Below are 17,471 nucleotides of genomic sequence, written 5' to 3' on the forward strand. Positions count from 1 at the left end.
GTAAGAAAATTGACAAAAGTTTGCCAAAATATTTATTTTTTACTTTTTTTAACAAAAGGATATCTTTTTATGAACGAAAAATTAACCACAAAACCCATTTTAAAACCCACGTTAATCATTCCTGCTATTGACTTAAAAGATGGCAAATGCGTGCGTTTAAAACAAGGGCGTATGGAAGATGACACCGTGTTTGGTGATGATCCTGTGGCTATTGCAAACCGCTGGGTGCATGAAGGAGCAAGGCGTTTGCATTTGGTGGATTTAAACGGTGCATTTGATGGCATTCCTGTGCATAAAGAGGTGGTAACAGCCATTGCCAAAGCACACCCAAATCTACCCATTCAACTTGGCGGCGGTGTGCGCAGCTTAGACACCATTCGTCATTATTTAGAAGCGGGCTTAACCTATATTATCATTGGCACAAAAGCCGTAGAAGATCCAAAATTTGTAGAACAAGCCTGTCAAGAATTTTCAGGACATATCATCGTTGGCATTGATGCCAAAAACGGCTATGTAGCAACCCACGGTTGGGCTAATGTAACTGACATAAAAGCCTGCGATCTTGGCAAACGTTTTGCCGATGCAGGCGTGTCATCTATTGTGTACACAGACATCGCTCGTGATGGCATGATGCAAGGCGTAAACGTAGAACAAACGGTTAATTTGGCAAAATACAGCCAATTGCCTGTGATTGCATCAGGTGGAGTAACCGATTTGCAAGACATTGAAAATCTAAAACCGTATGGTGCGTATTTAGAAGGGATTATCACGGGGCGTGCAATTTATGAAGGCACTTTGGACATTGCCTCCGCCCAAGTGTTGCTTGACAACTAAATATTCAAATGCCAGATTTTTAATAAAAACACTGTTTAATAAAAAACATTGATTAATAAAAACCTAGTGATTTATTAAAAAATATGTTAAAATATTGTCCTTTTTGGTGTACCTAAACGGTGTAAACTGATTTTCACAGCAAAAAATACACAAGTTTGGGTCTTTATCCTGTTTTTAAATCCAATTTAGTTAAACTCAATTTAGTTAAACTCAATTTAGTTAAACTCAATTTAGTTAAACTCAATTTAGTTAAACTCAATTTAGTTTTAAATTGGTTTTTAAACAGATTTTTAGCCTCTAAATTTTACCTTTAATAGGAAAACATTATGGTAGTTATCCGTTTAGCACGGGGCGGTGCAAAGAAACGCCCATTTTATCAAATCGTGGTAACCGACTCACGCAGCCCTCGTGATGGTCGTTATATTGAAAACATCGGTTTTTTCAACCCAATCGCACAAGGCCAAGAAACCCCTGTTCGCATTGATGTTGAAACTTACGAAGCTTGGATTAACAAAGGTGCGCAACCAACTGATCGCGTAAAATCTTTGTTTAAAGCCTACAAAAAAGAACAAGCCCAAGCGTAAATCACCATACCAAATGCCACTAACATTAAATGCTAACTTGATACGCAAAACGGTACAATCATGGATAACCTGATAAAAATCGGTGAACTAAAAAAACCTTATGGCATTCAAGGTTGGCTATGGTTATTTAGTTATACCGAAGATCGTGAAGCGATATTTGCCATGCAACCTTGGATCATAAAAACCGCGTTGGGTGAAAAAACCCTAACGGTAAAAAATTGGCGATCGCAGGGCAAAGGCTATGTGGTACAGCTGAATGAAATTACCTGTCGCAATGTTGCTGAAACCATGTTTGGTGTAACTTTGTGGGCGGATAGACAGCATTTAAGTGGTTTGGCAGAAGATGAGTATTATTGGGCGGATTTGGTCGGTTTAACGGTAAAAAGCCAAACAGACAATGTGGTTTTAGGATATGTCAAAGAACTGTTTGAAACAGGCGCTCACGCTATTATGGTGGTCGAACCAACCGATGACAGCGTAGATGACGAAAAACGCTTAATTCCTTGGCATAAACAAACAATTTTGGCAGTCAATTTAGCCGAACAAATAATAACGGTAGATTGGGGTGCTGATTATTAGTTGCGTGATACCAATTGCGTGTGCGTGATGCATTTATGTGTGCGTGATGCATTGTCAATACATTTTGTAAACGCACTTTGTCAATGCAATTTGATGGTCAATACACTCAAATGTCAATACACTCAAATATTGGTGCAAGTGAATGTTTTTTGCAGTGATTAGCATTTTACCAGAAATGTTTGACAGCGTTTGCCAATATGGCATTACAGGGCGGGCAATTGCTCGACAACAAGCTGAAATTTTGCGTATCAATCCAAGAGATTTCACCACTGACAATTATCGACGGATTGATGAACGTCCTTTTGGGGGCGGTCCTGGTATGGTCATGATGGCAAAACCTTTGCAAAAAGCAATTGTGTTTGCCAAAAACCAAGCAGCTCAACGTGGCAAAAACTGTCCTGTGGTGTATTTATCCCCACAAGGAAAAACCCTCAACGAAAAGGCGGTGCTTGACTTTTGCCAGTATGACGGTTTGATTTTGTTGTGTGGACGTTATGAAGGCATTGATGAACGCTTGATTGCCAATTATGTCGACATTGAGTGCTCTATTGGTGATTATGTGTTAACAGGCGGTGAGTTGCCAGCTATGGTATTAATAGACAGCTTGATAAGACGCTTGCCTGATGTGATGGGCGATGAATTATCGGCGGTGCAAGACTCGTTTGTAGATGGGTTGTTAGATTGCCCACAATATACAAAACCTGTTAATTTTGAGGGCAAAACCATACCCGATGTGTTATTGTCAGGACATCATGCCAATATTGCCAAATGGCGATTTATTGAGCAAGTTTGTCGCACCAAAAACCGTCGCCCTGATTTGTGGCATGCTTTTAAACCCAATAAACAGCAACAACAATGGTTAGCCGATGCCAAGTTATCGGATAACCCATAGAGTTATCCACTTGACGGATATGATGAACGTGTGTCATACACAAAAAATTAACGGGGAACATGCGATTTAGCACAATGTGTATTTAGCACAATGCATTTAGATATTTAGGTATTTAGGTATTTAGGTATTTAGCAATTGAAAACGCTATAAACTTAACGTGCTATCAGCCTATATCCCCCTAAAATGAGGAAGTTCTCATGAGTAATAAACACCCATTGGTTCAAGAAATTGAAAACAAACAATTAAAAACTGACGTGCCTGCATTTGCCCCTGGTGATACAGTTGTTGTGCAAGTAAAAGTGCGTGAGGGCGATCGTGAGCGCCTGCAAGCGTTTGAAGGTGTGGTTATCGCAAAACGCAACCGTGGTTTAAATTCAGCGTTCACCGTGCGTAAAATCTCAAGTGGCGTTGGTGTTGAACGTGCATTCCAAACACACTCGCCCTTGATTGCAAGCATTGAAGTGAAACGCCGTGGTGATGTGCGTCGTGCAAAACTCTACTACTTGCGTGATCGTTCAGGCAAATCTGCTCGTATTAAAGAAAAATTGTCATATCGTAAAGCAACCACCGAAGCCTAAGAAAAAAAGCCTACAACTTGTTGTAGTTTATGTTGTAAATTTATGTTGTAAATTTAGCAACGATTTTTAGCCGTGCGGTATACCAAAAAGACAAGCCCAGTCTGTTAGTAAGATTGGGCTTTTTGTAGGATTGTACCTAATGTGAAGCCAAAGTGCTGTATATTTTTGTCATAACCAAATGAACAATTCTAAACTTATCAAAGATATGTTAAAATTTTAACCGATTGTTCGTCATACATTTATTTTTGGAAAAAACATGTCAACCACGCCGATTGCCGATGCATTAACCCAAAGCATTCAAGTTTTAAACCCAACTTTTGTTGAATTAAAAAACGAAAGTATGAATCATGCCAATTATTTTGCTGGCAAAGAAAGTCATTTTAAACTTATCATAGTTAGCGATGCATTTGCCAATCAACGCTTGGTAAAACGACATCAGCTTGTTTATGACGCCGTAAATAACCTACTTTCCCAAGGCGGTGGCAAAATTCACGCTCTTGCAATTCATGCTTACACGCCGATCGAGTGGCAAGAGACAGCACAAGCTCCAAAAAGTCCCGCCTGTGCAGGACACAACAAGGGCGGTGCATGAAACATTTTCATATGCTCATGGCAAGCATTACAGTGGCAATTTTTGTTTATCAGTTTGTGTTGGTTTTTCAAAACAAAAACGCACAACTTGCCACAAAATCCCTAAAAATTGCAGTTCATGTGATTTATTTTTTGTTGCTGATTACAGGGGTTTTGCAGTTGTTGCCTTTGATAAAAGTGGTCGGATTGCCACATTTTATATTGGCAAAAATCGTGTTGCTCATTGTGGCGGTTTCTGCAACGATCAAAGCCACGCGTCTAAGCACCAAAGCCCCACAAGCACGAGCCGGTATGTGTATCTCAGCGGTGGCGTATATTGGCATTATTGCACTGGCTTTACTAAAACCGATGAACTTGTTTTAAAAAAATGAAAATCAAGCAAGTTTTGATAAACCAGATAATGACGACAACATAGACTGCTTGGCTGCCAAATCATCACGAAAATATGCCAATACCGATGTTTTTTCAATTTGGGCTAAAATCGCCTTGAGCACGTTCACCGCAACACTATTGCCAAATTGTTGATAGGCTTGTGCTGAACTTGAGATGATTTTAAAATTGTCATCAAAACCTTGAATTCTAGCACATTCCCTTGGACTAAGTTTTCGCACCGTATCACCGACTTTATACAGGCCTGTTTTTGACCCAACACCGCCACCATACGCCGATAAGGTAATTGCATGCCCCAACGTATGATAAATGCGTTCGCCTTGTCCGCCTTTATTGACAATGCCAATCTGAATGGGACGATTTGGCAAAATAACATTGCCAAACATATCCCGATTAGGCTTAAAATCTTTGTTAAAAATCATATCATCACGCATGACGATTTTGGCATCGCTAGGATTTGGTTGTAAAAAATCCTGCAAAGCAACGGATTGACTGATTTTTTGTGGAAAACTAAATTTACCGTTAAAAATATCTTTACGAAAACAGACAAAATACACCCGTTCTCGGTTTTGTGGCAAACCAAAATCAGAAGCGTTTAGCACTTGATAAAACACTTGATAATTCAGTTCATCAAGGATTTTTAACACCGTTTTTAGGGTATTTTGGTTATTATGTTTAATAAAATTTTTAACATTTTCTAATAAAATCAGTTTTGGCTGATGATGTTTGACAATGCGTGCAATTTCAAAAAACAACGTACCACGCACATCGTCAAAACCTTGCTGTTTGCCAGAAATGCTAAAGGCTTGACAAGGAAAACCTGCACACAAGATATGATGAGCAGGTATGGCAGCCTCGTCAATTTTGGTAATGTCACCAAAAGGCAAAATACCATAATTGGCATGATAGGTTTTGCTGGCATGCATATCCCACTCGCAAGCAAAAACGCACTTTGCTCCAAAAGAGGCCAAAGCGGTATGAAAACCGCCGATCCCTGCAAATAAATCAATAAAACGTTGGTTATTTAATTGCATGCTTTATCTTATTGTTCTTTATCTTATTGCTATTTTTAAGGTTATCTTAAAAATGCTCTGGCATTTCTAAACAGTCTCAACCAAGCTCCGTCTTTATCCCAACTGTCCGGCTTCCACGAATGATTGTAGGCTTTTAGTGTACGCTCTGGGTGTGGCATCATCAAGGTTACACGCCCATCGGTGCTGCATATGCCTGTGATCCCTTGTGGCGATCCGTTTGGATTGAGTGGATAATGTTCGGTTGGCTTGCCGTGGCTGTCTACATAGCAAAGGGCAATTTGACCGTGGGCTTTCATGCCTGCAATGTCGTTGTCGCTTAAGGCTGCATAACCTTCACCGTGTGCCACTGCAATTGGCAAAATACTGTCTTGCATGCCTTTTAACAACACAGATTTGGTGCGTTCCACTTTGACATTCACTGTACGTGCCTCAAAACGTGCTGATTGATTGGCAATAAAACGCGGAAAATTTTGAGCACCGGGAATTAAATCTTTTAGCTGACTCATCATTTGACAACCATTACACACGCCCAAACTAAAAGTCTCTGGGCGTGCAAAGAAACGTACAAATTGCATTCTTAACGCATCGTGAAACAATATCGATTTTGCCCAGCCTGCACCTGCACCCAACACATCGCCATAACTAAAACCACCACACGCCACAAGCCCATCAAAATCACGCAAATTGACACGCCCAGACAACAGATCACTCATATGCACATCTACTGCATCAAAACCTGCTTGCACAAAGCCTGCAGCCATCTCCAAATGCCCATTTACGCCTTGCTCACGCAAAATTGCCACTTTTGGCTTGACAGTTCGGCTGTTAACATAAGGCATTTCAATTGCTTGATTTAGATCATAATTGGCAAAAGCAATTAAGCCTTGGTGTGTGGCATCGTCAATCAAGTCAAATTCTTGCTCGACACAAGTTGGATTATCACGATGTTTGGCAATATGATAGCTAACTTTTGTCCATTCTTTTTGTAAATTGGCACGATCAAAACGCAGCGTTTGGTTTGTAGTTTGGATAAACAAACAGTCCTCTTCAATGCTTTGACCGATTAAACTTAACATCTCGCTTACGCCTGCTTGCTCTGCCAATGCAACAAAATCCGTTACATGTTCAGGCAAAATTTGCACCACTGCACCCAACTCTTCGGCAAACAATTGACCGATAAGATTGGCATCGTTTAACACCAACTTAACGCCTTGACGACTGGTAAATTGCATTTCGCTAATGGTGGCAATAAGACCGCCGTCGCTGATGTCATGGTAAGCGGTAATTAAGTTTTGGTTATTGGCCTTTTGAATAAAATTAAAAAAATTCATCAAATCTTGTGGGTTATCCAAATCTGGACAATCATCACCAAGTTGGCTTAATGTTTGGGCTAAAATTGAACCGCCAAGCCGGTATTTGCCTTTTGACAAATCCAAACGGTAAAACGCACTTTCGCTGTTTTTAAGATTTGGCGTTAAAGTTTTTGCCACATTTTGTACAGGTGCAAACGCAGATACAATCAAACTCATCGGTGAAACCACGGATTTATCACCGGTTTCATCTGTCCAATTGGTGCGCATGGATAAACTGTCTTTACCAACAGGAATGGCAATGCCAAGTGCAGGGCATAGCTCTTCACCCACTGCATACACCGCATCAAACAAGGCCTGATCTTCTGTATCCTCGCCACAGCCTGCCATCCAATTGGCTGACAAGCTGATGTCAGAAAGCTTAGCAATGTTTGCCCCTGCAATATTGGTAATGGCTTCAGCAACCGCCAAACGAGCCGACGCAGATGGGTTAATCAAGGCGATCGGCGTGCGCTCTCCCATACTCATAGCCTCGCCTGTCATCGGTTTGCCCTCAAGGGCTAACAAGGCAGACGCACTCACTGCACAGTCAGCCACAGGTATTTGATAGCGTCCAACATATTGATCTTGTACAATCATGCCTGTAACCGAGCGATCACCTATGCTAATCAAAAACGATTTACTTGCAACCGTAGGGTGGCGTAAAACATCTTTAATTGCTTGATCGATCTTAAGGTTTTCAAGGTTTAAAGCGGTTAAATCAGGCATTGAACGCTTAAAACACCGCTGCATTTTTGGCATACCACCAAGCAAAACCTGTAGTGGCATATCTACAGGTTGACAGCTTCCGTCCGTGTTTAACAGCGGATCGTCAACTTTTAATTGGCGTGTTTGAGTTGCAACCCCCAAAATTGCATACGGACAACGTTCGCGTTCACAGATTTTGTCAAACAATTCAGCATGTTGCGGACGAATTGCCAAAACGTAACGCTCTTGAGCTTCGTTTGACCAAATTGCCATTGGCGACATTCCGGGTTCTAAACTTGGTACTTTGCGCAAATCCAACCACGCTCCAAGTTTGTGATCATTCACCAATTCTGGCATAGCATTTGACAAACCGCCTGCACCCACATCATGAATAGAAACAATCGGATTGTTATCAACATCATCGTTTGTCATTGCCCAACATCTGTCAATCACCTCTTGACAACGGCGCTCCATCTCGGCGTTATCGCGCTGTACACTGGCAAAATCCAAACTCTCGCTAAGATCACCACTGTCTACTGAACTTGCCGCTCCGCCTCCAAGTCCAATTTGCATGGCCTGACCGCCCAACACAATCAGCAAATCACCTGCTTGAATGGTATTTTTTTCCACCAAATCACGTTTGATATTGCCATAACCTCCCGCGAGCATAATCGGTTTGTGATAGCCACGCATTTGACTTGCGTCTTTTTGTTTTGACAAATCAAGCTGAAATGAGCGAAAATAACCGGTTAAATTCGGACGGCCAAATTCATTGCTAAAATTTGCCGATCCAAGTGGTGCTTCAGTCATAATCTGTAATGCCGATGCCATGCGATCGGGCTTGCCATAATCTTTGGTAGAAACGTTGCCCGATTGCTCCCACTTTTCAGGCATGTTGGGCAAATGCAAATGCGACACGTGAAACCCCGTAAGGCCTGCTTTTGGTTTACCGCCACGCCCAGTTGCCCCCTCATCGCGGATTTCACCACCAGAACCTGTGGCCGCCCCTGCATAAGGTGCAATGGCCGTTGGGTGATTGTGCGTTTCTACTTTCATCAAAATGTCAATTTTTTCTGCATGAAACGCATATTCTAAATGGTTGTTTTCTTCATTTAACAACGGATAAAAACGCAGTCCATCAAAACCTTGAATCACACTGGCATTGTCTTTATAAGCCGACAAAACACCATTTGGATTTTTTTGAAAGGTGTTTTTAATCATAGCAAACAAAGATTTTTCCCAAACTTTGCCATCTATTGTCCACCCAGCATTAAAAATCTTGTGGCGACAATGCTCTGAATTGGCTTGAGCAAACATCATTAACTCAACATCGGTTGGATTGCGTTTTAGATCATTGACATAGGCATTTAGCAAATAATCCATGTCTTGATCCGACAAAGCAAAACCAAAAGTTACACAGGCTTGCTCCAAGGCTTTACGCCCATCTTTTAACACGTCAATATGCTGAAGCGGTGCAGGCGTGTGATTGTCAAACAACTGTTTAACTTGTGCCAAATTTGTAACAATACTTTGAGTCATGCGATCGTACAACATCATCTCTGCGTCATGTGGCAATGTTTTAGGTAAATTATTGCCAATCAACGTATAAACAATAACTCGTTCTACGCGTTCAATGTTTACCCCACAATTGTTAAAAATATCAACCGCCTTACTCGCCCAAGGACTGATCGTACCAAAACGCGGACTCACAATGCACTGTATTTGTCCACTTTCAGGCGTAACAAGGGTTTGTTCTTCGCCGTGATTGAGCAAATCAAGGGCTTTTTTGCGATCATTGTCATTTAATGCCTGTGAAAAAACAAACACTTGTTGGCTAATAATGTCAGAAATTTGATAGTCGGCAGCTTGGTTAAAACGGTCAATCAGTTGGTTTTTTTGAAAATCGGTTAAAAATGGGTATCCAGCGATGATCATCATAAGGCGTATCCCTTTTGGTAGCGTTTGGTGAAGTGTTATTATACATGAATTATAGCATTATTTTTTGCCAAATTTGATGATGTGCGTGCTTTTTTGCAATTTTGTTTGCAATTTTGATGCCACCCTTTTTGCTGCCTACTCCTAAAGTCTTAGGCGTATGATAAAAAATCACACAATGGGATAAGGGTATTTTTTTGACAAACAATTACAATAAACTGGTATTTTTCTTTATAAATTAGGACATGCTATGAAAGATGAACTCAAAGGTGGCCAGCAAATTAGCAACTGGCAACCTGAAGATGAAGCATTTTGGGCAAATGGTGGCAAACAAGTCGCCAATCGCAATTTATGGATTTCGATCCCTGCCTTGTTGCTTGCGTTTGCAGTATGGGTGATTTGGTCAATGTTGGTGGTGCGTATGCCTGAGGTTGGTTTTCAATTTGACAAGTCTCAATTATCCACACTGCTTGCGCTGCCTGCTTTGTCAGGGGCAACCTTGCGTTTGTTTTATTCGTTCGCTGTACCGATTTTTGGCGGACGTCGTTGGACGGCTTTGACAACCGCCAGTTTGTTAATTCCAACCATTTGGCTTGGGTTTGCTATCCAAGATTTAAATACGCCGTTTTGGGTGTTTGCTATCATTGCCCTATTGTGCGGATTTGGCGGAGCAAATTTTTCATCTAGTATGTCCAATATCTCATTTTTTTATCCAAAATCACAACAAGGCATGGCATTGGGATTAAATGCAGGGCTTGGCAATTTGGGCGTATCAACCATGCAATTTGTTGTGCCTGCGGTGATAGGTTTTGCTATGTTAGGCCCTATGGGTGGCGATCCTCAGATCGTTGTCAAAACAGGCAAAGCAGTGTATCTACAAAATGCAGGTTTTGTATGGGTTTTGCCAATTGTCATCATAACCGTATTGGCGTGGTTTGGCATGAATGATTTGGCAACCGCCAAGGCATCGTTTAAAGATCAGGCCATTATCTTTAAACGCCAACACAACTGGATTATGTGTGTCTTATACCTTGCAACTTTTGGTTCGTTTATCGGTTTTAGTGCAGCCTTTCCGCTCGTGATCAAACAATCCTTTGCTGATGTAGATCCGTTAAAAGTGGCGTTTTTAGGGCCACTGGTGGGTGCGTTATTTCGCCCTGTCGGTGGTTGGATAGCGGATAAAGCTGGCGGTGCACGCGTAACATTTTGGAATTATATCGTTATGACGGCAACATTGGTAGGCGTCATGTTTTTCTTAAAACAAGGCAATTTTGTCGGATATTTTGCCTGCTTTATGGTATTGTTTATCACCACAGGCATTGGCAATGGTTCAACATTTAGAATGATTCCGGTGATTTTTAGAACCTTGCACGAACGTTTAAATTCACAAGATCTAATCAATAAAGCACGTAAAGAATCAGCGGCGGTGGTGGGATTTTCAGGCGGATTTGCTGCTTATGGTGGGTTTTTTATTCCAAAAATGTTCGGTTCAGGGCTTGGTATTCATGGTACATTTATTGCTCTCATCGTGTTTTATGCTATTTGTATTGTCATAACTTGGTGGTTTTATAGTCGTAAAAACGCCCCATTTCCATGTTAATTGCACAAAATGATTGCACAAAATGATTGCACAAAACTGGTGGTTTATTGCTGTTTTATTTCTATGATTTGCTATGCTTTTCTATGCTATGCTTTTGGTTAGAAAATTAGAAAAAACGCCTTAAACCACTTCCCCACACACAAAACCGCTCGCCCACGCCCACGCAAAATTATAACCGCCAAGCCACCCTGTTACATCTAGCACCTCGCCAATAAAATACAAATTTGGCTTTAATTTGCTTTGCATGGTTTTTGATGAAATATCCGCGGTATCCACCCCACCACGCGTAACTTCGGCGGTGCGATAACCTTCCGTGCCTGATGGTTTTAATTGCCAAGCGTTTAAATTTTCACCGATGGTGATTAAATCATCGTTTTTAATATTGGCAATTTCGCTGTGAGAATTTATTAATGTTTTCTTAACAATCAATTCATCAATATAATGCAATAATTTTTTGGGTAACGGCTTGTTTAACCGTGCGGATAACTCGTTGATCACAGTATGAAGCTGTTTTTTTGGTGTGGTTTTTTTGGCAAGCAACAACTCATTTTTGACATCAAAACCAACAAATAAATCCATAAAAATCAGATCGCCTGCCGTCCAATAATTAGACAACTGCAAACTTGCCGGCCCTGAAAGTCCGCGATGGGTAAACAGCACAGGCAAATTAAACCGAATTTTGTCATTAAACAATCCAACATTCACGCCAATGCCCGCCATATCAGCAAAAGCCTCTAACAGCTTGCCACTAAATGTAAACGGTACAAGCGATGCACTTGTGGGGATAATTTTATGTCCAAATTTTTCGGCCAGCTGATAACCAAATCCGCTCGCACCCATAGTCGGAATTGACAATCCGCCTGTGGCAATTACAAGTGATTGACAAGTTAATGCCCTCAAAAAATCGGTTTTACCAGGCTTTTTTGGGCTAACAGTTAGGCTAAATTGGTTGTCAAGCGATTTAACGCCATCAACTTGACTGTTTAACTGGACAATCACGCCGTATTTTTGACATTGAGTAAGCAGCATTTGCAAAATATCATTCGCCGAATTTTCACAAAACAATTGTCCATAATCGCGTTCTTGCCACGCAATTTTGTGTTCAGCAACCATTGCCAAAAAATCCCATTGCGTGTAGCGTGATAAAGCGGATTTAACAAAGTGCGGATTATTTGACAAAAAATGATCAGGCAAAATCTCATAATTGGTAAAGTTGCATTTACCGCCACCACTCATTAAAATTTTTTTGCCTGCTTTATTGGCATGATCAAGCACCAAAACTCGCCTGCCACGCTTGGCCGCTGTCATTGCACAAAACAGCCCAGATGCCCCTGCACCAATGACAATCACATCAAAATTTTTTACAACAATCATGTTTACAGACATTGTTTTACAAAAAAAGTATTTAAAAAAAGTATTTAAAAAAAGACTAGCTTGCCAAACGTTGGCGCACGGTTTTTGCATCTAAATCAACAAAACGCTGTTTTTCAACATCGCTAAGCGTGCGTTTTTGTGTGCCTGTATCGTCAAAAAACACAATCACGGTTTCAGCAGTGGCTGCTACGGCTTGTTGGGCGGTGCTATAAAAAATATATTCTTGTACCAAACTGGTATTGCCAATTTTTTTGCAACGCACGCCGATCAACAGATTGTCAGGAAAGGTAATTGGGCGTAAATACTGGCATGAAGAACTGGCAATCACAGTAAAAGCGTTTTTGTCAAACATTGCCAACTGTTCCAAATAGTGAATGCGAGCGGATTGGGCATACTCATAATACACAACATTATTGACATGGGCAAAAGCGTCCATATCACCCCACGCAACGTTTTGTTCATAGATCACCGCAAAATCCAACAGTGGGTTTTGTTTATCAGAACTTATTTGATTTTTTAAATATTCTATGGTTTTATCACCAATTGCAAAATTACCGATCGCAGTGTTATCACTCATGATTTGCTCCTTTTTGATGGTTGTTGGTTTAAATGCTTGTTGGTTTAAATGGTTATTTGTCAATACGTAAGCGCATTAAGCCTTCTTGTTGCGTGGTGGCTACCAATCTGCCGTCTTGCCAAAATTGTCCGTGATTTAAACCTTTGGCAGAACTTGTGGTATCGCTCCACATATCATACAACAACCAGTCATTTAAATCAAAAGGACGATGAAAATGCATACTATGATCAATGCTGGCCGCTTGTAAACCTTTGGTCATATAACTCACCCCATGCGACATAAAACCTGTGCCAACCAAATAAAAATCCGATGCAAATGCCAATAACGCTTGTTGCACTTGTACCGACTGTTTGCCAAGCTCACCGATACGCAACCAAGTGGCCTGTTTTGGTGGCATAGGTTTTGGGTGAATGGGATCGCGCGGTGCAATGGGTTTTATCTCTACATGACGTTTGCGCAAATATCTTTCTTTTAAGGCAGGCGGAATTTTACCAACAAACCTGTCTTTTAACTGCTGTTCGTTTAACAAAGTTTCAGGATTTGGATAAACAGGCATGGTTTCTTGATAATCCAAACCATCTTCATAAGCAGCAAATGATGCTATCATAGTAAAAATAATCTGTGGCTGATCAACATCATCAAATTGACGAGCGGTTACGCGGCGCGCCGACAAACTACGCCCATCACGCATATTCTCCACTTGATAATACACAGGACGACACACACCGCCACCACGCAAAAAATAACCGTGCAAACTATGACAAGGCTTATTCTCCTCCACTGTGTAACTTGCCGCCATCAAAGCCTGCCCCAGTACTTGGCCGCCAAAAATCCTCGCTCCAACATAATCATGACTTTGTCCAATAAACGTATCATCACTGCTTTGAGTTAAGGTTAACGTTTTTAACAATTGTTCAACCAAGGTGAGTTCATTTGCAGTATCTGTTGCCTGTTGTGCTAAATTATCCGACATTTGTTGACCTATTTATCATCATCTTAAAAAAATCTTATTATACCGCAAAACTCCCATTCTAAAAACCTACCTAAGCTTGCGTTTATTCCTTTATAACGTCTATTTCTTGCATAATTGTATGCGTATAATACAGCGCCGCAATCATTTTTTGATAATGCACAATGTCGGCAAAGGTAAGCGCCATGCCTTGGCGGTCTTTTAGCCATTTTTGTGCAGGTTGATAGCCGCCGATATAAAATTCCCACGCAATGAGCGGTATATTGTCAAAATATTGGCTATCATTTATCCAAACTTGCCTAAATTGTTATTTTTATTGTTATTGTTAACCAATTCAAAACCAATGCTCGTTTTAGTCATTTTGCGCGTAATTATATTATCGCCATCACCGTGATAACTAATTATTGGTGTATTTAACTTTGTTAATTCTGTTAAATCTGGGCTTTGTAATAAATGCAATTTACGCAATTTTTCGCCTAATTGTACCAATTGCCAAAACGTGGTTTTGTCTTTTGGATAGGGAATACGCGGAAAATCTATTTTTAAAAATTCTTTATAAGTGTTGCGATAAGTGGGGGAGTGCAAAACGGCATAAATATAATCTAATAAATTAAGCGGATTAAAACTGTTTTTTGCCTGTTTTGTTTCGTGGTCGGGGATAAATGTTAAGTTTAATTTATTGGCAATTTGCGTTACAATATCGGGGTTTAAATTGGGTTTTCTAAGTTGTATTAATTGTTCGGGGAGAAAGTTGTTTTGGTTGGTGGTTTCGGGGTATAAATAAAGTGGCGCAATATAATCACCGCCTTGCATTCCTGCTCTTGACCAACTTCTAAAATCAATTAATGTAGTGGTTACCATTGCCGAAACTGAATTTAATTCTGAATTACCGCGTTTAAAAACAAGCCCGATATTTTCATATTCAATAAAATGCTTCATTACATCATATCTTATTCGGTCAATCATATTTACTTCATAGTAAATAAATTGAATATCAAATGGTCTATAGCAATACTGTTTGATATTTTTTTCATCAAATGATTTTGCTTGTTTTTGCACCTCATTTACGTACCATCTTTTATTTTCATTTAAATCATATTTAGCTTTTAGAGTTATAGCATCAAAGTTAAAAAAGTCTTTAATTCTTTCTGCTAATTTATGTTTGTTTTTATCAATTACAAAATTATCTCTTGATGTAACAATGCCAACATTTTTTAATTCAAATAAATCTGTAACTAAAAAACCATTATTGTACAGATTTTCATTTGCAAAATCTTTTTGAACCATAAAATAACTTGGTGCTTTATTTTCTAATAAAGTAAATGGTACACTTTTAAGCGAGTGATTGTTTAAAAACGCATATTTATCATCACGCAATCCAAATAAATCATAATGAAAAACTTGCGCCAATTCACCTTGTTGCTTTTTACCTGTTTTAACAAAAATATTAATAGAAACGCCTTGCATAATATCAAAAACGTTTTCATCTTTGCTGCCATCGGGTGCGGTTTCTTTTTTCTTAGCATTGCCGTGCAAATCAATAATATAAATTTTATCGTAAGCATTTAATAAATGCCAGCGCATACCGCGAAACGTCGGATTGTCTAAAAATCCATGCGGATTAATAAACGCCAAAATGCCCTCGCCGTTTTTTTCAATAAAATGTTGCCCATAACGCATAAATTTAACGTAATCATCATTAATGGCTTTGGGATTTCTTTCATTTAAACGTTTATCGCTATTTGGTTCTTTTTTATAATCGTTCATTAATTGCATAATCCAATCGCCTTTATTGGCACTTTCGCCACTATAAGGCGGATTACCAATCACCACCATAACAGGGCTATCGCGTTTAATATGATTGGCCTCATTGGCTTCATTCGCCAAAAACCCTGCAAATAAACTGCCCGTTTCGGGGTGGTGTTCTTCTAAAGAATTGGTTAAATATATTTTTAGCCGCTGATTTTTATCCGAAACATAACCCGTTTCTTTTAATAATAATTCAAGTTTTAAATGCGCCACGGCATAACTTGCCATTAATAATTCAAATCCATTTAGCCGCGGAATTAAATCGTGTTCTACATAAGAATGCCACATGCCTTTCATGGTCGCAAAACGCGTTTTATAAATATGACGCACCACTTCGGTTAAAAAAGTGCCTGTACCTGTAGCGGGGTCTAAAATTTGCACTTTGTGGATTTCTTTATTAATGACTTTTAAGCCCGATTTGGTGCGCGCATCTTTGCTTTGTGTATTTATTTCAATGGTGGTTTTGTCATTGCTGGCAAGCCCCATGGGTAAACTAAATTCGCTTTGTAAAATATCATCAACCGCGCGCACAATAAATTGCACAACGGGTTCTGGCGTATACCAAACGCCGCGTTGTTTGCGTAAATTGGGGTCGTATTCCGCCAAAAAATCTTCATAAAAATGAATAAATGGGTCTAGTGTTTGCGTGGCTTTACCAAAGTTTTTTAATAATTGTGCGACATCGGTGGCGCGAAATATATCGGCTAAATCGTTGACAATCCATTCAATGCGTTCATCTAAATCATAGCCTGAAATATATTGAAACAACGTGCGCAAAAATGGGTTTGATTTAGGAATTAGTGTGGCGGCTTTTTGGCGCGTAAAATCGTTTAATGCTTCATCATTTAACCGCGCGGCAAACATACCATAAGCAATGGTTTGTGCATAAATATCGGCAAATTGTTTTGGCGTAATATCGTGAATTAGCACTTTTTTAAAGGCGTCCATTTGTCCATAAAGGCTGCTATTGTGATTATTTTGTTCATCAAAAATAAGCGCCATGGCAATTACATCAGCGAGCATACGCGCTTTACTTGCCATCATTTGCGCCAATTGTTTGGGGTTTTTAATCGTGGCGGTAATGGTTTGGCTAAAATCTTTAATTAAATTAATAAACGGCGTAAAGTTTTCGGGTATGGCTGCAATTTTTTGCCCAGTTTGTTTTGCAATGGCAATTTCTGCAATCAATTCATTGTTTTTATAAAATAAAAAATTAAGATAATCGGTAAAAATAATGGTATTAAGCGATTGTTTATAACGGTCAAATTGTTCTTTATTGCCCGTTTTCTTTTTGCCGTGCAAATCATTTTCGCCTATGTCTTTGGCTTCTACAAAAAAGATGGGAATTTGCTTTTTTTCTACAATATAATCAGGCGCGCCGCAACTTCTGCGTTTTGGCTCATTAATTACCGCAAATTCTGGCAATAAACTGTTTAATAAATGCTGCAAATCACCGCGAAAACTATGCTCGGTGGTTACGCCTGTAGAATAAAGGTTGTTGATGGCTTTGATATATTGGTTAATCATTGTTTAACTCCTGTTTGTCAAAGCCTTAGTATAACAAATTTTCACCGTTTGGTTTGATGGTTTTGCCGTATTGATTGGCTGTGTAAATCAACCGCTGCCCTTTTTAAGGGTTTTGGCGGATAGGATTTTGGCGTTAAATC

General features: G+C 39.8%; 15 protein-coding genes. 8 read left to right on the forward strand and 7 right to left on the reverse strand.

Annotation, left to right across the window (positions count from 1 at the left end; translation table 11 throughout):
- Nucleotides 1–69: 69 nt before the first annotated feature.
- From hisA to MOMA_RS02020, 7 genes are all read left to right on the forward strand, one after another.
- On the forward strand, nt 70–834 hold the full coding sequence (gene hisA / locus MOMA_RS01990) for a 1-(5-phosphoribosyl)-5-[(5-phosphoribosylamino)methylideneamino]imidazole-4-carboxamide isomerase (protein ID WP_009766949.1): 765 nt from the start codon (nt 70–72) through the stop codon (nt 832–834).
- 326 nt (nt 835–1,160) lie between these two features.
- Nucleotides 1,161–1,418, forward strand: coding sequence for a 30S ribosomal protein S16 (rpsP, locus tag MOMA_RS01995; protein WP_009766950.1), 258 nt, complete (start codon nt 1,161–1,163; stop codon nt 1,416–1,418).
- A gap of 60 nt (nt 1,419–1,478) precedes the next feature.
- Nucleotides 1,479–1,997 carry a ribosome maturation factor RimM gene (rimM, locus tag MOMA_RS02000; protein WP_009766951.1) on the forward strand — a complete coding sequence of 173 codons (519 nt, stop codon included), beginning with the start codon at nt 1,479–1,481 and terminating at the stop codon, nt 1,995–1,997.
- 142 nt (nt 1,998–2,139) lie between these two features.
- The gene (gene trmD, locus MOMA_RS02005; RefSeq protein WP_009766952.1) at nt 2,140–2,889 is read left to right on the forward strand and encodes a tRNA (guanosine(37)-N1)-methyltransferase TrmD; all 750 of its coding nucleotides are present in this window, start codon (nt 2,140–2,142) and stop codon (nt 2,887–2,889) included.
- Nucleotides 2,890–3,086: 197 nt separating this feature from the next.
- Nucleotides 3,087–3,467 (forward strand): 50S ribosomal protein L19, encoded by a 381-nt coding sequence (gene rplS, locus MOMA_RS02010; RefSeq protein ID WP_009766953.1) that lies wholly within the window; start codon nt 3,087–3,089, stop codon nt 3,465–3,467.
- 256 nt (nt 3,468–3,723) lie between these two features.
- Nucleotides 3,724–4,059 (forward strand): BolA family protein, encoded by a 336-nt coding sequence (locus MOMA_RS02015; protein ID WP_009766954.1) that lies wholly within the window; start codon nt 3,724–3,726, stop codon nt 4,057–4,059.
- Nucleotides 4,056–4,421, forward strand: coding sequence for a SirB2 family protein (locus MOMA_RS02020; RefSeq protein WP_009766955.1), 366 nt, complete (start codon nt 4,056–4,058; stop codon nt 4,419–4,421). The genes MOMA_RS02015 and MOMA_RS02020 overlap by 4 nt, the downstream gene beginning before the upstream one ends.
- 11 nt (nt 4,422–4,432) lie before the next feature.
- On the opposite strand, the gene MOMA_RS02025 is transcribed toward MOMA_RS02020, so the two are convergent.
- Both MOMA_RS02025 and purL read right to left on the reverse strand, forming a co-directional pair.
- The gene (locus MOMA_RS02025) at nt 4,433–5,482 is read right to left on the reverse strand and encodes a DNA cytosine methyltransferase (RefSeq protein ID WP_009766956.1); all 1,050 of its coding nucleotides are present in this window, start codon (nt 5,480–5,482) and stop codon (nt 4,433–4,435) included.
- A gap of 41 nt (nt 5,483–5,523) precedes the next feature.
- Nucleotides 5,524–9,477 carry a phosphoribosylformylglycinamidine synthase gene (gene purL / locus MOMA_RS02030; RefSeq protein ID WP_009766957.1) on the reverse strand — a complete coding sequence of 1,318 codons (3,954 nt, stop codon included), beginning with the start codon at nt 9,475–9,477 and terminating at the stop codon, nt 5,524–5,526.
- A 247-nt stretch (nt 9,478–9,724) separates the two neighbouring features.
- Here purL and MOMA_RS02035 point away from each other — a divergent pair, with 247 nt between their 5' ends.
- Nucleotides 9,725–11,074 (forward strand): NarK family nitrate/nitrite MFS transporter, encoded by a 1,350-nt coding sequence (locus MOMA_RS02035; protein WP_009766958.1) that lies wholly within the window; start codon nt 9,725–9,727, stop codon nt 11,072–11,074.
- A 120-nt stretch (nt 11,075–11,194) separates the two neighbouring features.
- Here MOMA_RS02035 and MOMA_RS02040 read toward each other — a convergent pair whose 3' ends face one another.
- From MOMA_RS02040 to MOMA_RS02055, 5 genes are all read right to left on the reverse strand, one after another.
- Nucleotides 11,195–12,448 (reverse strand): BaiN/RdsA family NAD(P)/FAD-dependent oxidoreductase, encoded by a 1,254-nt coding sequence (locus MOMA_RS02040; RefSeq protein ID WP_406564464.1) that lies wholly within the window; start codon nt 12,446–12,448, stop codon nt 11,195–11,197.
- A gap of 55 nt (nt 12,449–12,503) precedes the next feature.
- Nucleotides 12,504–13,025 (reverse strand): acyl-CoA thioesterase, encoded by a 522-nt coding sequence (locus MOMA_RS02045; RefSeq protein WP_051012710.1) that lies wholly within the window; start codon nt 13,023–13,025, stop codon nt 12,504–12,506.
- A 52-nt stretch (nt 13,026–13,077) separates the two neighbouring features.
- Nucleotides 13,078–13,998 (reverse strand): acyl-CoA thioesterase, encoded by a 921-nt coding sequence (locus tag MOMA_RS02050; protein ID WP_009766961.1) that lies wholly within the window; start codon nt 13,996–13,998, stop codon nt 13,078–13,080.
- Nucleotides 13,999–14,080: 82 nt separating this feature from the next.
- Nucleotides 14,081–14,284: a type ISP restriction/modification enzyme gene (locus MOMA_RS10025; RefSeq protein ID WP_319795817.1), complete on the reverse strand. Its 204-nt coding sequence runs from the start codon at nt 14,282–14,284 to the stop codon at nt 14,081–14,083.
- Entirely contained in the window at nt 14,281–17,331 is a 3,051-nt protein-coding gene (locus MOMA_RS02055; RefSeq protein ID WP_009766962.1) for a type ISP restriction/modification enzyme, read from the reverse strand. Before MOMA_RS02055 ends, MOMA_RS10025 begins: the two co-directional genes overlap by 4 nt.
- Nucleotides 17,332–17,471: the final 140 nt, after the last annotated feature.

The organism is Moraxella macacae 0408225, assembly GCF_000320365.1.
Lineage (GTDB): Bacteria > Pseudomonadota > Gammaproteobacteria > Pseudomonadales > Moraxellaceae > Faucicola > Faucicola macacae.

Excerpts from the sequence above, each read along its gene's own strand:
- hisA (WP_009766949.1), top strand. The coding sequence starts at position 70 with ATGAACGAAAAATTAACCACAAAACCCATTTTAAAACCCACGTTAATC.
- rpsP (WP_009766950.1), top strand. The coding sequence starts at position 1,161 with ATGGTAGTTATCCGTTTAGCACGGGGCGGTGCAAAGAAACGCCCATTT.
- rimM (WP_009766951.1), top strand. The coding sequence starts at position 1,479 with ATGGATAACCTGATAAAAATCGGTGAACTAAAAAAACCTTATGGCATT.
- trmD (WP_009766952.1), top strand. The coding sequence starts at position 2,140 with ATGTTTTTTGCAGTGATTAGCATTTTACCAGAAATGTTTGACAGCGTT.
- rplS (WP_009766953.1), top strand. The coding sequence starts at position 3,087 with ATGAGTAATAAACACCCATTGGTTCAAGAAATTGAAAACAAACAATTA.
- MOMA_RS02015 (WP_009766954.1), top strand. The coding sequence starts at position 3,724 with ATGTCAACCACGCCGATTGCCGATGCATTAACCCAAAGCATTCAAGTT.
- MOMA_RS02020 (WP_009766955.1), top strand. The coding sequence starts at position 4,056 with ATGAAACATTTTCATATGCTCATGGCAAGCATTACAGTGGCAATTTTT.
- MOMA_RS02025 (WP_009766956.1), bottom strand. The coding sequence starts at position 5,482 with ATGCAATTAAATAACCAACGTTTTATTGATTTATTTGCAGGGATCGGC.
- purL (WP_009766957.1), bottom strand. The coding sequence starts at position 9,477 with ATGATGATCATCGCTGGATACCCATTTTTAACCGATTTTCAAAAAAAC.
- MOMA_RS02035 (WP_009766958.1), top strand. The coding sequence starts at position 9,725 with ATGAAAGATGAACTCAAAGGTGGCCAGCAAATTAGCAACTGGCAACCT.
- MOMA_RS02040 (WP_406564464.1), bottom strand. The coding sequence starts at position 12,448 with ATGATTGTTGTAAAAAATTTTGATGTGATTGTCATTGGTGCAGGGGCA.
- MOMA_RS02045 (WP_051012710.1), bottom strand. The coding sequence starts at position 13,025 with ATGAGTGATAACACTGCGATCGGTAATTTTGCAATTGGTGATAAAACC.
- MOMA_RS02050 (WP_009766961.1), bottom strand. The coding sequence starts at position 13,998 with ATGTCGGATAATTTAGCACAACAGGCAACAGATACTGCAAATGAACTC.
- MOMA_RS02055 (WP_009766962.1), bottom strand. The coding sequence starts at position 17,331 with ATGATTAACCAATATATCAAAGCCATCAACAACCTTTATTCTACAGGC.